This is a genomic window from Pseudomonas sp. ICMP 8385 (assembly GCF_002699915.1).
Taxonomy (GTDB): Bacteria; Pseudomonadota; Gammaproteobacteria; order Pseudomonadales; family Pseudomonadaceae; genus Aquipseudomonas; species Aquipseudomonas gessardii.
In genome coordinates this window covers 208,269-222,099 of the sequence record NZ_LKBY01000001.1, presented here as the reverse complement: position 1 = coordinate 222,099, position 13,831 = coordinate 208,269, and the positions used below count along the sequence as shown (strand labels likewise).

At 64.0% G+C, this 13,831-nt stretch carries 11 protein-coding genes and 1 pseudogene; 7 read left to right on the top strand and 5 right to left on the bottom strand.

Going from position 1 to position 13,831, the window contains the following annotated elements:
* Nucleotides 1-6: 6 nt before the first annotated feature.
* A complete protein-coding gene (locus tag AO268_RS01080) occupies nt 7-1,518 on the bottom strand; it encodes an efflux transporter outer membrane subunit (RefSeq protein WP_099167650.1) in 1,512 nt (503 codons plus the stop codon).
* 181 nt (nt 1,519-1,699) lie between these two features.
* On the opposite strand from AO268_RS01080, the gene AO268_RS01075 reads away from it, so the two are divergent.
* From AO268_RS01075 to AO268_RS01055, 5 genes are all read left to right on the top strand, one after another.
* Nucleotides 1,700-2,668 (top strand): LysR family transcriptional regulator, encoded by a 969-nt coding sequence (locus AO268_RS01075; protein ID WP_076963484.1) that lies wholly within the window; start codon nt 1,700-1,702, stop codon nt 2,666-2,668.
* Between the two features lie 115 nt (nt 2,669-2,783).
* Nucleotides 2,784-3,758 carry a 2-hydroxyacid dehydrogenase gene (locus AO268_RS01070; RefSeq protein WP_076963485.1) on the top strand — a complete coding sequence of 325 codons (975 nt, stop codon included), beginning with the start codon at nt 2,784-2,786 and terminating at the stop codon, nt 3,756-3,758.
* Between the two features lie 96 nt (nt 3,759-3,854).
* Nucleotides 3,855-4,757 carry a chemotaxis protein CheV gene (locus AO268_RS01065; protein ID WP_076963486.1) on the top strand — a complete coding sequence of 301 codons (903 nt, stop codon included), beginning with the start codon at nt 3,855-3,857 and terminating at the stop codon, nt 4,755-4,757.
* A 6-nt stretch (nt 4,758-4,763) separates the two neighbouring features.
* Entirely contained in the window at nt 4,764-5,246 is a 483-nt protein-coding gene (locus AO268_RS01060) for a GNAT family N-acetyltransferase (protein WP_076963487.1), read from the top strand.
* A gap of 108 nt (nt 5,247-5,354) precedes the next feature.
* The gene (locus tag AO268_RS01055) at nt 5,355-6,098 is read left to right on the top strand and encodes a YkgJ family cysteine cluster protein (protein WP_099167649.1); all 744 of its coding nucleotides are present in this window, start codon (nt 5,355-5,357) and stop codon (nt 6,096-6,098) included.
* On the opposite strand, the gene AO268_RS01050 is transcribed toward AO268_RS01055, so the two are convergent.
* From AO268_RS01050 to AO268_RS01040, 4 genes and pseudogenes are all read right to left on the bottom strand, one after another.
* Nucleotides 6,095-7,234, bottom strand: coding sequence for a methyl-accepting chemotaxis protein (locus AO268_RS01050; RefSeq protein ID WP_373562106.1), 1,140 nt, complete (start codon nt 7,232-7,234; stop codon nt 6,095-6,097). The genes AO268_RS01055 and AO268_RS01050 overlap by 4 nt on opposite strands.
* Nucleotides 7,235-7,387: 153 nt before the next feature.
* A pseudogene (locus AO268_RS33620) lies at nt 7,388-7,669 on the bottom strand (PAS domain-containing protein); the annotation flags it as partial.
* 96 nt (nt 7,670-7,765) lie between these two features.
* Complete coding sequence (locus AO268_RS01045) at nt 7,766-8,980, bottom strand: transporter substrate-binding domain-containing protein (RefSeq protein WP_076963490.1); 1,215 nt, start codon at nt 8,978-8,980, stop codon at nt 7,766-7,768.
* Between the two features lie 146 nt (nt 8,981-9,126).
* Nucleotides 9,127-9,360, bottom strand: coding sequence for a hypothetical protein (locus AO268_RS01040; RefSeq protein WP_076963491.1), 234 nt, complete (start codon nt 9,358-9,360; stop codon nt 9,127-9,129).
* Nucleotides 9,361-9,575: 215 nt separating this feature from the next.
* Between AO268_RS01040 and AO268_RS01035 the strand changes: the two genes are divergently transcribed.
* Both AO268_RS01035 and AO268_RS01030 read left to right on the top strand, forming a co-directional pair.
* Nucleotides 9,576-10,739 carry an efflux RND transporter periplasmic adaptor subunit gene (locus tag AO268_RS01035; RefSeq protein WP_099167645.1) on the top strand — a complete coding sequence of 388 codons (1,164 nt, stop codon included), beginning with the start codon at nt 9,576-9,578 and terminating at the stop codon, nt 10,737-10,739.
* A complete protein-coding gene (locus AO268_RS01030; protein WP_099167643.1) occupies nt 10,736-13,828 on the top strand; it encodes a multidrug efflux RND transporter permease subunit in 3,093 nt (1,030 codons plus the stop codon). Before AO268_RS01035 ends, AO268_RS01030 begins: the two co-directional genes overlap by 4 nt.
* The last annotated feature ends 3 nt before the right edge of the window (nt 13,829-13,831 follow it).

Here is a 13,831-nt window from a genome sequence, read left to right as displayed (position 1 = left end):
ACCTGATCAGTGATCGAACACGGCCAAGGCCGCCGGGGTCTTGCTGGGGAGTGTCTGGCCTGCAGCCGGCGCATCGTTGCCCGCGCCCAGGCCGCCGCCCAGGGCGGTGACCAGTTCGGCATGGGCGCTCAGGCGCGCAGCCTGGACCTGTTGCTCGACCTGCTGCTGGCGAAACAGCAGGGTTTGGGCATTAAGCACGTTGAGGTAATCGGTCAGGCCGCGCTGGTAGGCGATCATTGCGATGTCATAGGTTTTCTGCGCCGAGGCCACCGACTCGGCGGCGAAGGTTTGCTGCTTGGCCATGGATTCACGGCGGATCAGTTGGTCGCTGATGCCTTTGAGCGCATTGACCAGGGTCTGGTTGTAGCGGGCCACGGCAATGTCGTAGCCGGCGCTGGCCTCGCCCAATTGCGCGCGCAGGCGGCCACCGTCGAAGATCGGCAAGGTGATCGCCGGGCCGACGCTGTAGTTGAGCTTCTTGCCGGTGAGAAACTCCAGCATGCCGCCGCCGGTGGCGACGTAGCCGAGGCTGCCCACCAGGTCGACGTTGGGGTAGAAACCGGCGTGGGCCACGTCAATCCCCCGGGCCTGGGCCGCGATCTGCCAACGGCTGGCGACCACGTCCGGGCGCTGGCCGAGCAATTGCGCGGGCAGTGCCGAGGGCAATTTCAGCGGTGCACCAAGGGCCAGGGTCGGCCGCTGCAAGCTTGCGCCCGCCCCCGGGCCCTTGCCGGCCAGGGCGGCCAGTTGGTTGCGGGTCAGGGCGATTGCTTCGTCGAGGGCGTCCAGTTGCCGGTGGGTTTCCGGTAACGGGGTCTGGGCCTGGCTGACTTCAAAGTGCGTGCCGATGCCACCGTCCAGGCGTTTTTGCGCCAGGTCGAGGATCTGCTGTTGCTGGGCCAGGGTGGCGGCGACGATATCGCGCTGGGCGTAATGCAACGACAGCTGGATATAGGCGCGCACCACGTTGTTCTGCAGTTCCAGCTGGGCCTGGCGCGCCTGGGCGACACTCATATGCGCCAGGTCCACGGCGCGCTCGCTGGCATTGCGCTCGCGGCCCCACAGGTCGAGGGCGTAGCTCAGGCCCAGGGCGGCGTTGTTGTCCCAGGTGGTGGAATTGTCCAATTTACCAGGGCCGTAGAACTGATCGCTGGGCCAGTTGTGGCGCTTGAGGCTGGCGTCGCCGTTGATCTGCACGGCCTCGGCGGACTCGGCCAACCCGGCCATGGCCCGCGCTTCACGCACCCGGGCGGCGGCTTCGGCCATGCTTGGGCTGCCGTGTACGGCGAGGTCGATCCAACGATTGAGCTGCGGGTCGCCATAGGCCTGCCACCACTGGCTGGTCGGCCAGTGGGCATCCCGGACGGCGCTCTGGATCGCGTCGTCGGTAGCCAGGGTATTGGCGGCGAGGCGCTTGCCTTGGGGGGCAATCCCTCCGGTTCCGATGCAGCCGCTGATTGCTAACGATAAAGCCCAAACACTGAGAGTCTTCAGCTCTCTGCTGATGCGACGCGGCACTGCTGCGAATTCCTGAGGTGGTGTGGCGGGGACGGTACGGCAATTCTAGGGGGCGCGGGGAATGGCGATAAGGTGGGATTCCTGTGAATCTTTGTTACCGTTCAGGCGATAATCCATTGGTAGGGATCACTGGTAGTCGTAACTTTCTGTCACAATTTGTCATCTCCCTTGAGAGCACCCCATGGACACTTTGCAAAATATGCGCGCCTTCAGTTGTGTCGCCGAAGCCGGCAGCTTCACCGCCGCCGCGGGACAACTGGACACCACCACGGCCAACGTCTCGCGCGCGGTCTCCAATCTGGAGGCCCATCTGCAAACCCGCTTGCTCAACCGCACCACCCGCCGCATCGCCCTGACCGAGGCCGGCAAGCGCTATTTATTGCGCTGCGAGCAGATCCTCGCCTATGTCGAGGAGGCCGAGGCCGAAGCCAGCGACGCCCATGCGCGCCCCGCCGGGCAGCTCAAAGTGCACACCATGACCGGCATCGGCCAGCATTTCGTGATCGATGCGATTGCCCGCTACCGCCGCACCCACCCCGACGTGACCTTCGACCTGACCCTGGCCAACCGCGTACCCGACCTGCTGGACGAGGGCTACGACGTGTCCATCGTGCTCGCCAGCGAGTTGCCGGACTCGGGGTTTGTCTCCCAGCGCCTGGGGATCACCTACAGCATCGTCTGTGCCTCGCCGGCCTACGTTAAAGCCAATGGTTGCGCGCAGCGGCCCAGCGATCTGCTCAACCATGCCTGCCTGCGCCTGGTCAGCCCGGTGATCCAGCTGGACAAATGGGCCTTCAACGGCCCGGACGGCCAGGAAAGCGTGAGCATCAACAGCTCGCCGTTCCTGGTGAACTCCGCCGACGCGATGAAGACCGCGATCATCAGCGGCATGGGCGTCGGCCTGCTGCCGGTGTACGCGGCCATCGAAGGCCTGCGCAACGGCACCCTGGTGCGCATGATGCCGACGTACCGCTCCCAGGAGCTGAACCTGTATGCCATCTACCCATCGCGCCAGTACCTGGATGCGAAGATCAAGACTTGGGTGGAGTACCTGCGCGGCTCGCTGCCGGAGATCCTCGCGGCGCATCAGGCGGAGCTGGTGGCGTATGAGTTAAGTGGCAGTTTGGGTGCGGTGCGCCTTACAACCTGATTTGGAACACGGCCCCCAAATATAGAAAGTCCCCTGTGGGAGCGGTGTCCTGACAAGTGTGGGCAGGAATGTTAGCGTGCTTGGCATTCTTCCCCGTCGATGAGCCTCACTTGCGATGAAAAAGACTGTCCTCGCCTTCAGCCGTATCACTCCCGAAATGATCGAACGCCTGCAACAGGACTTCGAGGTCATCGTGCCCAACCCCAGGCAGGGCGATATCAACGCGCAATTCAATGAAGCCCTGCCCCACGCCCACGGCCTGATCGGCGTTGGCCGCAAGCTCGGGCGGGCGCAGCTCGACGGTGCGGGCAAGCTTGAGGTCGTGTCCAGTGTCTCGGTGGGTTATGACAACTACGACGTGGACTACTTCAACGAACGCGGGATCATGCTCACCAACACCCCCGACGTGCTGACCGAAAGCACTGCCGACCTGGCCTTTGCCCTGCTGATGAGCAGCGCCCGCCGCGTGGCCGAGCTGGACGCCTGGACCAAGGCCGGGCAGTGGAAAGCCAGCGTCGGCGCGCCGTTGTTTGGCTGTGATGTACATGGCAAGACCCTGGGCATCGTCGGCCTGGGCAATATCGGCGCGGCCATCGCCCGCCGTGGGCGCCTGGGCTTCAATATGCCGATTATCTACAGCGGCAACAGCCGCAAGACCGCACTGGAACAGGAGCTGGGCGCGCAGTTGCGCAGCCTGGACCAACTACTGGCCGAGGCGGATTTTGTGTGCCTGGTGGTGCCCTTGAGCGAAAAGACCAGGCACCTGATCAGCCATCGTGAGCTAGGCTTGATGAAATCCAGCGCGATCCTGGTGAATATTTCCCGGGGCCCGGTGGTGGACGAGCCGGCACTGATCGAGGCCCTGCAAACCCAGCGTATTCGCGGTGCCGGGCTGGATGTGTATGAGCGCGAGCCCCTGGCCGAGTCGCCGCTGTTCCAACTGAGCAATGCGGTGACCTTGCCCCATATCGGCTCGGCCACCCATGAAACCCGTGAAGCCATGGCCAACCGCGCCCTGGACAACCTGCGCAGCGCCCTGTTGGGCCAGCGCCCGCAGGATCTGGTGAACCCGCAGGTGTGGAAGGGTTGACCTGTTAGTGTGTGTGGCTTGCCAGCCCCTACAGTTTTTGGCGTGAACGTCGATAACCCGCTATAGATTGTTATCCCTGATCCACAGAAGGTTTTTATGTCCACCACCAAAGCCCGCGCAGATTCACTCTCGCTTCTGCTCTTTACCTTGCGCAGCGGCAAGCTGATGGCCATCAACCTGCTGAAAGTCAGCGAAATCATTCCCTGCCCGCCACTGACCAAGCTGCCGGAGTCCCACCCGCACGTCAAAGGCATCGCCACCCTGCGCGGCACGGCCTTGTCGGTGATCGACCTCAGCCGGGCGCTGGGCGAGATGCCCCTGCAAGACCCCGACGGCGGCTGCCTGATCGTCACCGATGTCAGCCGCTCCAAACAGGGCCTGCATGTGCAAGCGGTGAGCCGGATCGTGCATTGCCTGACCACCGATATCCGCCCGCCGCCCTTTGGCTCCGGCGGCAATCGCTCGTTTATCACCGGCGTGACCCAGGTAGACGGGGTGCTGGTGCAAGTGCTGGACATCGAAAAAGTCATCCACGCCATCGCCCCCGCGCAGATCGAAGTGGCACCGACCGACTTGACCATGGCAGAAGCCGAAGTGCTCGGCCATGCGCGCATCCTGGTGGTGGACGACAGCCAGGTGGCCCTGCAGCAATCGGTACACACCCTGCGCAACCTTGGCCTGACCTGCCACACCGCACGCAGCGCCAAGGAAGCCATCGATGTGCTGCTGGAGCTGCAAGGCACCGCCGGGCAGATCAATGTGGTGGTGTCTGACATCGAAATGTCGGAAATGGACGGTTACGCTCTCACCCGTACCCTGCGCGAAACCCCGGATTTCCAGGACCTCTACGTGCTGTTGCACACCTCCCTGGACAGCGCGATGAACAGCGAAAAAGCCCGCCTGGCCGGTGCCAACTCGGTCTTGACCAAGTTCTCGTCGCCCGAGCTGACCAAATGCCTGGTGATCGCGGCCCAGACCGTGGCGCAACAAGGCCGGTAGTAAATAGTGACCGCGTATTACCAACTGCTACGCCGCGACCTCACCCGCAGCCTGCCCGCGCCGCAGTGGCCGGCTGACACCCGCCTGGACCATTACCGCGACGAACTGGCCCCGGCGATTCATGCCGTGTTGCGCATGACCCAGGAACAGGGCGGTGGCCGGGTGGCCAACCTGGACACCTGGCGACAACAGTTCATCAGCGATGCCGAATTCGACCCCAGGCTGTGCCTGGTGGCCAGTAACGGCGATGGCATTCTCGGCGTGGCCCAGTGCTGGACCAGCGCCTTTATCAAGCACCTCAGTGTCCACCCCTGCGCCCAGGGCCAGGGGCTGGGGCGCGCCTTGTTGCTGCACAGCTTCCAGGTGTTCAAGCAGCGCGGCGAGCCCTATGTGGACCTCAAGGTGTTGGAGGGCAATCTGCGCGCACGCCAGCTGTATGAGAGTGCCGGCATGGTGTTTGTGCTACGCGACGCGGTCAGCGAAGACTGAGCGGTGCTGGCGCATAATTTGCTTCCAGAGTTCCTGAACGGCAGATAGAGGTCAAAACCCGTCACCGTTCAAGAGAGCCCTCTGACCTGGCCTGGTAGCAGATCCTCCATGAATACTCAGTTTTCCTGCGTTGGTTGCGGCAAATGCTGCACCGACCATCATGTCCCCCTGACCCTCGACGAGGCCCGCCAGTGGGCCGCGGACGGCGGTAATGTCATCGTGCTGGTGGAGGGGTTCCTGGGCAACGGCCTGGGCCTGCCACTGCAACAGCGCGAGCATGCCGAACGACGTTCGGTGGTGGTGCCCAGCGGCACGACCCAGGCATTTGTGGCAATCACCTTTGCCGCCTACAACGCCGGGCCCTGCCGGAATCTTGACGAAGACAACCGCTGCGGCATCTACGAGCGGCGGCCGCTGGTCTGTCGCATCTACCCGATGGAGATCAACCCGCATATCCCGCTGAACCCGGCCGCCAAGGACTGCCCGCCGCAATCCTGGGAACAGGGCCCGGCGCTGATCGTCGGCGGCGAGCTGGTGGACCGGGAACTGGCCGAGTTGATCCGCCGCTCGCGCCAGGCCGACCGTGACGATGTGCAGACCAAAGAGGCGGTGTGCGCCCTGCTGGGGATTCGCACCACGGCGCTCAAGGGCGATGGCTTTACCGCGTACCTGCCGGACATGGGCGCCTTTGCCCGGGCCATTGCGCTGGCGGTGGAGCAACCGGCCGTGGCCAATGAGTGGGTGTTTCATGTGTCCGGGATGGATATCGCCGAACAGTTGCTCGAGGCCGGGGCGCAGATAGCCACCGAGGTGCCGGTCAACTATGCGTTTATCTCCCTGCGCGCCGCCTAACGGCGCTTGCCCCAGAACTCTTCCGCCAGCCGCCGCAGGTCTTCTGCCAGTGCCGCCACGTCGCCCGAACTGAGCTGGCTCTGCCGGCCGGCGCTGACGGTGGCCTCGCCGGCATCGCGAATGCCGACGATATTGCGATTGATGTCCTCGCTCACCGCGCTCTGCTCCTCCACCGCCGTGGCGATCTGCACACTCATGGCGGTGATCTGGTTGACCCGCTGGCTGATGCCATCCAGGGCCGACGCGGCGCGCTGGGCATGCTCAACACTGGCTTCGACATGCTGGCTGCTTTGCTCCATGACCATCACCGCATCGCGGGCGCCGCCCTGCAGGGTGCTGATCATGCGCTGGATTTCATTGGTCGATTGCTGGGTACGTTGCGCCAGGCCGCGCACTTCGTCAGCCACCACCGCAAAACCACGCCCCTGCTCGCCCGCCCGCGCCGCCTCGATGGCCGCGTTGAGGGCCAGCAGGTTAGTCTGCTCGGCAATCGCCCGGATCACCTCCAGCACGCTGGAAATATCCCCGCTGTGGCTTTCCAATTGATGGATCACGCTGGTGGCCCTGTCCAGTTCCTGGGACAGGCGCAGCACCGCATCACGGCTTTCGTCCACCCGTTGATGGCCTTCGCGGGTCTCGCTGCCGGCCTGGTCCGCCGCCTTCGAGGCTTGTTGGGCATGGCTGGCGACTTGCGCCACACTGGCCGCCATCTCCTGGATGGCGGTGGCCACTTGGTCGGTCTGACTCTGCTGGCCCAGGGTGCTGGCGTGGCTGCTGTCCAGTTGCTGAACCAGGGCCGCCGCGTGCCCGGATAAACGCTGCGACGCATCGCCAATCCGGCCGACCACCGCGCCCACCTGGGCTTCGAGCATCTGCATGGCGAATTCGATTTGCCCCAGTTCATCCGCACGCCCGGTATAGATCGCCTGGCTGACGGGGTTGTCGGCAATCTGCCGCGCCCGCTCGCTCAATTGCCTCAGGGGGCGCAACAGCAGATTGATGCCCAATACGCCCACCGCACCCACCGCCGCCAGGCCCAGCACTTGCAACGCCCACGAATAACTGGCCAACCCGGCCCCCACGCCCCAGGTCAGGGCGCCTGTGGCGCCGGTGACCAGCGACAGCTTCAAGGGCATCTCCAGCACTGGCCGCACGCGCCGAGTCCCCGCGCGCAGGCGGGCATAAGCGCGCTCTGCCGCCAACACCCGCCGTGCATCGGGCTTGGTGCGCACCGACTGGTATTCCACCGCCACGCCATCACGGGTAACCGGCGAGGCATAGGCGCTGACCCAATAGTGATCGCCGTTTTTGCAGCGGTTCTTCACCATGCCCATCCACGAGTGGCCGCTTTTGAGGGTCTGCCACATATGGGCAAAGGCCGCCGACGGCATGTCTGGATGGCGTAGCAGATTATGTGGCGCGCCCAGCAGTTCCTCGCGGCTGTAGCCGCTGACGTCGATAAAATCCTGGTTGGCGTAGGTAATCGAACTGCCTAAATCAGTGGTCGAGAGGATGTTGGCGTCTTGGGCAATGTCCACACTTCGACCCGTGACCGGGAGATTGATCTTCATGAAAAGCGCGCTCGGGGTTGTTGAGGGAGTCGGCAGGGGCACCGACTCTAAGCGCACCGGTTGAGCAAATACTGATCCAGCTCATGTTCCACGCATTTAGTTGCCCACGCCCCGCCGCATCGCAGGCCCAAGGGGCTCCTCGGTCAGGGCCACGCACTCCATCGCCACCCGCGCCCCGTGTGGCAGCCTACGGATGGCCAGTACGCTGCGGGCCGGCAACCGGCTACGGGCGAAGTAGCCCAGGTACACCTGGTTGACCAGGGCCAGGTCATCCAGGTCGACCAGCATCAAGGTGCACTTGACCACCCGGTCCAGCGACGACTGATGGCGTTCCAACAGGTCGTGCAGGGTGGTCATCACCTGTGTCATCTGCGCGCCCGTGCCCCCTTTCACCAGGTTGCGGTTCACGTCCACGCCCAAAATAGTCGAGATATACAGCATGCTCCCCACCCGCACGGCCTCGGAAAAGGGCAGCTCCAGCTCACTGGGATAAAATTGCGGCCCGTGCGTGTCTTGCACAGTGGCGGCCTCGGGTTCTTCCTGCTGATAGCTCTGGAGAATGCGCTGGTGCTCGCCACTCTGCTTGAGCTGCTCCAGTGCCCGGTTAAGGTCACGGCGCAACTCGGGGTCGGACTTGCGCACGCCAATGGCCACGGCGGTGCCCAGTTGTTGGCCGGTGACCGGCGGGCCGACGAAATCGAAAGATTGCCCCTGCTCGGTGTCGAGCAGTTCCTGGCGGATTTCTGCGGTGCCTTGCAGCGTTGCATCGATATCACCGGCCACCAGGCTGCGGATCAACTGGTCGTTGAGCCAGAAACTCTTGATGATCACACCGGCCGGCGCCCATTGCGCCAGGGCGAAGGCTTCGCGATTGCTGCCGGTCAACACCCCCACGCGCTTGCCCTTGAGGGCACGTACCGTGGGCATCAGCCCGGAATACCGGCGTGCCACCAAGTGAGTGGTCAGGGGGTACAGATCATCGCTGAAGTCGATCAACTGCCGGCGTTGTGGGGTAGACGCCATACCCATGATTGCATCGAAACGCCGGCTTTCAAGGGCGCCGATGCTATGGGTGAACACTTGATCGACCCAGGTGCAGCGAACATCGAGTTGCGCACACAAGGCATTGCCCAGCTCGATGTTCAAGCCAACCAATTGCCCTTGGGCATTGCGGCTTTCATAGGGCGGAAACAACGGGGAGATCGCAAAGCGGATCTCGCTGCGCGGCGCAGCACCTGCCGCCGCCCCTACCAGAAGGCTGCCCGACAGCAGCGACCCAATGGATAAAACGAAGATCTTTGCCCAAGCCATGAAGACATCCCTTTCTTGAAAGACCCACTCCTTCACCCCATGCGGCTGCCAACCAGGCGCGGCGCAGGGGGTATCGAGCAGCTTTCAAGAAAAGGTCATGGGCCGACAAGGCGAAAAGTCAGCAATGGCTGTAGGCACAACTGCCGTCAGCGTTTACCCATCGAACGGCGGGTGCCGGGCGGCGCCATGCCGGGGGTCTTGGTGTGGCCGTTCTTGGCGCCGTTTTTGTACCACGGCTGATTGCTGTCCTTTGCCCCGGCCAATTCACCCGGCTTGAAGGGGAACTTGAAGGCCGGGATCGCCGGCTTGGCTTCACTGTCGAGGCAGTCTGGATCAGCGAGTTCGGCGCTTTCAACAGGCGGTTGGGTCGGGCAATTCATGGAAGCTCCGGGGCGTGCAAAAAATGACGCGGGCCCGACTTGCGGGCCACACTGGCGCGCAGTATACCTGCGCGCCCTGGTTCTTTAACCACTGCCGGTACGAATGGTCGACCTTTGCTGACCGCGCTGTCAGTTAACGGTCACTTTGCTGACCGGGTTTGCAGGCTATAAAGAGCCTCCACTCTTCCCATTCCCTGTCTGGACGCCGCAAGCCCATGCCCATGCACCGCAAAACCACCTGGATTGTGCTCGCTATCGTGGCCCTGGCGGTCGTGGCCTGGGTAGCGACCCGACCGGCCAAGACCAAGCTGGCGGCCTCCAGCGCAATCCCGGTGCGGGTGGTCAGTGTCGCGCAGCAGGATATCCCGCGGTTTGTCAGCGGCATCGGCTCGGTGCTGTCGCTGCACAGTGTGGTGATTCGCCCACAGGTCGACGGCATCCTCACCAAACTGCTGGTCAAGGAAGGGCAATTGGTAAAAACCGGCGACCTGCTGGCGAGCATCGATGACCGGGCGATCCGCGCCAGCCTCGACCAGGCCAGGGCCCAGTTGGGCGAAAGCCAGGCGCAGTTGCAGGTGGCGCTGGTCAATCTCAAGCGCTACAAGGAACTGAGCATCGACGACGGCGTGTCGAAGCAGACTTACGACCAGCAGCAAGCCCTGGTCAACCAGCTCAAGGCCACGGCCCTGGGCAACCAGGCGGCGATTGATGCGGCACAGGTACAGCTTTCCTACACACAGATTCGCTCCCCCGTCAGCGGCCGGGTGGGGATTCGTAATGTGGATGAGGGCAACTTCCTGCGCACCACGGATGCCCAGGGCCTGTTCTCGGTGACGCAGATCGATCCCATCGCCGTGGAATTCTCCCTGCCGCAACAGATGCTGCCGACCCTGCAGGGCCTGATCGCCGCGCCACACCCGGCCAGTGTCGATGCGTTTCTCGGCGCCGACACCGATAGCCCGGCGGCGCTCTTGCTCGGCGAAGGCCGCCTGAGCCTGATCGATAACCAGATCAGCGCCAGCACCGGCACCATCCGCGCCAAGGCGGTGTTCAGCAATGCCGCGCAAACGCTGTGGCCGGGGCAACTGGTCACGGTGAAGATCCAGACCGCCCTCGACAAGGCCGCCTTGGTGGTGCCACCCACCGTGGTCCAGCGCGGTATGGACTCGCACTTCGTGTACCGCCTCAGTGGCGACAAGGTGGACGTGGTGCCCGTGCACGTGGCTTACCAGAACAGCGACCTGACGATTGTCACCGGCGTGCAGCCCGGTGATGTGCTGGTCAGCGACGGCCAGTCACGCCTCAAGGCTGGCGCCCGGGTGGAGGTGCTCAAGGAGCCGCCCCGGATCCAGACGGCCCAAGCGCAGGCCCAGCCATGAAGGGCGGCGCGGTATCGGCCTGGTGCGTCGACCACCCGGTCGCCACCCTGCTGCTGACTTTTGCCCTGGTGCTGCTAGGGTTGATCGCCTTCCCGCGCCTGCCCGTCGCGCCCTTGCCGGAGGCCGAGTTCCCGACGATCCAGGTCACCGCCCAACTGCCCGGCGCCAGCCCCGACACCATGGCGTCCTCGGTGGCCACGCCCCTGGAAGTGCAATTCAGCGCCATCCCCGGCATGACCCAGATGACGTCCAGCAGTGCCTTGGGCTCCACCCTGCTGACCCTGCAATTTACCCTCGAAAAAAGCATCGACACCGCCGCCCAGGAAGTACAGGCGGCGATCAACACGGCCGCCGGCAAGTTGCCCAGCGATATGCCCAACCTGCCGACCTGGCGCAAGGTCAACCCGGCGGACAGCCCGGTGCTGATCCTCAGTCTCAGCTCCAACAATATGCCCGGCACCGAACTGAGCGACTACGTGGAAACCCTGCTGGCCCGGCAGATCAGCCAGATCGACGGCGTCGGCCAGATCAGCATCACCGGCCAGCAGCGCCCGGCGATTCGCGTGCAGGCCTCGCCGGACAAACTCGCCGCCATCGGCCTGACCCTGGCCGATATCCGCCTGGTGTTGCAGCAATCGAGCCTGAACCTGGCCAAGGGCGCGCTGTATGGGCGCGACAGCGTGTCGACGCTGTCGACCAACGACCAACTGTTCCACCCCGAGCAATACGGTGAGTTGATCGTCTCCTACAAGGACGGCGCGCCGGTGCAACTGCGCGATGTGGCGCGAGTGGTCAATGGCTCGGAGAACGCCTACGTGCAGGCCTGGTCCGGTGATAGGCCGGGGGTCAACCTGGTGATCTTCCGCCAGCCGGGGGCCAATATCGTCGACACCGTGGACCGCATCCTGGCCGAGCTGCCGCGCTTGCAGGCGATGCTGCCGGCGTCGGTGGAGGTCAGCCCGCTGTCGGACCGTACCAAGACCATTCGCGCCTCGCTGCATGAAGTGGAAATCACCCTGTTGATCGCCGTGCTACTGGTGGTGGCGGTGATGGCGCTGTTCCTGCGCCAGTGGTCGGCAACCCTGATTGTCTCCAGTGTGCTGGGGGTGTCGCTGGTGGCCACTTTTGCCTTGATGTACGTGATGGGTTTCAGCTTGAACAACCTGACCCTGGTGGCCATCGTGATCGCCGTGGGGTTTGTGGTGGACGATGCGATTGTGGTGGTGGAGAACATCCATCGTCACCTTGAGGCGGGCCTGGACAAGCGCGAAGCGGCGATCAAGGGCGCCGGCGAGATTGGGTTTACCGTGGTCTCCATCAGCTTCTCGCTGGTGGCCGCGTTTATCCCGCTGCTGTTTATGGGCGGCGTGGTCGGGCGCCTGTTCAAGGAATTTGCCCTGACCGCGACCTCGACCATCCTGATCTCGGTGGTGGTGTCCCTGACCCTGGCGCCGATGCTGGCCGGGCAGTTTATGCGCGCCCCCAGCCACCGTCCCCATGACAAGCCGGGCTTTGGCGAACGCCTGCTGGCCGGTTACGCGAAGCACCTGCGCCGGGCCCTGGCCCATCCGCGCACGATGCTTGCTCTCTTCACCGTGACCCTGGGCCTGGCCGTGGCCGGCTACGTGTTTATCCCCAAGGGGTTTTTCCCGGTGCAGGACACCGGTTTTATCCTCGGCACCAGCGAGGCGGCGGCCGATGTGTCCTACCCGGACATGGTGGCCAAGCACCAGGCCCTGGCCGAGATCATCAAGGCCGACCCTGCAGTGGAAAACTTCTCCCACGCCGTGGGCGTGACCGGCAGCAACCAGACCATTGCCAACGGCCGCGTCTGGATTGCCTTGAAGGATCGGGGCGATCGCGATGTGTCCGCCAGCCAGTTTATCGACCGGATCCGCGCCAAACTGGCCCAGGTGCCGGGGATCGTGCTGTACCTGCGCGCCGGCCAGGACATCAACCTCAGCTCCGGGCCCAGCCGCAGCCAGTACCAATACGTGCTCAAGAGCAACGACGGCGCGACCCTGAATACCTGGACCCAACGCCTCACCGAAAAACTGCGCACCAACCCGGCCTTCCGCGATCTGTCCAATGACCTGCAACTGGGCGGCAGCATTACCCACATCAGTATCGACCGCCAGGCCGCCGCGCGTTTTGGCCTGACCGCCACCGATGTCGACCAGGCGCTGTACGATGCGTTCGGCCAACGCCAGGTCAATGAATTCCAGACCGAGACCAACCAATACCAGGTGGTGCTGGAACTGGACAGCCAGCAACGGGGCAAGGCCGAGAGCCTGAACTACTTCTACCTGCGCTCACCCCTGAGCGGCGAGATGGTGCCGTTGTCGGCGCTGGCCAAGGTCGATCCGCCAACCGTCGGGCCGTTGTCGATCAGCCATGACGGCATGTTCCCGGCGGCCAACCTGTCGTTCAACCTGGCGCCGGGCGTGGCCCTGGGGGACGCGGTGATCATGCTCGACCAGGCCAAGAACGAGATCGGCATGCCGAGCACCCTTATCGGCAACTTCCAGGGTGCGGCCCAGGCGTTCCAGAGCTCATTGGCCAGCCAGCCGTGGCTGATCCTCGCGGCGCTGGTGGCGGTCTATATCATCCTCGGCGTGCTGTATGAGAGTTTCGTGCACCCGCTGACCATCATCTCGACCCTGCCCTCCGCCGGCCTGGGTGCGTTGATCATGCTGTGGCTGCTGGGCCAGGACTTTTCCATCATGGCCTTGATCGGCCTGGTGTTGTTGATCGGCATCGTCAAGAAAAACGGCATCCTGATGATCGACTTTGCCCTGGAGGCCCAGCGCGTGCGCGGGCTGGCGCCTAGCGATGCGATTTACGAAGCCTGTATCACGCGTTTTCGGCCGATCATCATGACCACCCTCGCCGCGCTGCTGGGCGCGGTGCCGCTGATGCTCGGCGCAGGCCCCGGCGCGGAGCTGCGCCAGCCCCTGGGGATCGCGGTGGTCGGCGGGTTGCTGGTGAGCCAGGCACTGACGCTGTTCACCACGCCGGTCATATACTTGTACCTTGAGAAACTTTTCCACAGACCCACACCGGCCCTTGGGCTTACGACCACACAGTGAGGC

What these genes read in the sequence shown, in the direction of transcription:
- AO268_RS01075 (WP_076963484.1), top strand. Translation starts at nt 1,700, where the DNA reads ATGGACACTTTGCAAAATATGCGCGCCTTCAGTTGTGTCGCCGAAGCC.
- AO268_RS01070 (WP_076963485.1), top strand. Translation starts at nt 2,784, where the DNA reads ATGAAAAAGACTGTCCTCGCCTTCAGCCGTATCACTCCCGAAATGATC.
- AO268_RS01065 (WP_076963486.1), top strand. Translation starts at nt 3,855, where the DNA reads ATGTCCACCACCAAAGCCCGCGCAGATTCACTCTCGCTTCTGCTCTTT.
- AO268_RS01055 (WP_099167649.1), top strand. Translation starts at nt 5,355, where the DNA reads ATGAATACTCAGTTTTCCTGCGTTGGTTGCGGCAAATGCTGCACCGAC.
- AO268_RS01050 (WP_373562106.1), bottom strand. Translation starts at nt 7,234, where the DNA reads ATGCCCTTGAAGCTGTCGCTGGTCACCGGCGCCACAGGCGCCCTGACC.
- AO268_RS01045 (WP_076963490.1), bottom strand. Translation starts at nt 8,980, where the DNA reads ATGGCTTGGGCAAAGATCTTCGTTTTATCCATTGGGTCGCTGCTGTCG.
- AO268_RS01040 (WP_076963491.1), bottom strand. Translation starts at nt 9,360, where the DNA reads ATGAATTGCCCGACCCAACCGCCTGTTGAAAGCGCCGAACTCGCTGAT.
- AO268_RS01035 (WP_099167645.1), top strand. Translation starts at nt 9,576, where the DNA reads ATGCCCATGCACCGCAAAACCACCTGGATTGTGCTCGCTATCGTGGCC.
- AO268_RS01030 (WP_099167643.1), top strand. Translation starts at nt 10,736, where the DNA reads ATGAAGGGCGGCGCGGTATCGGCCTGGTGCGTCGACCACCCGGTCGCC.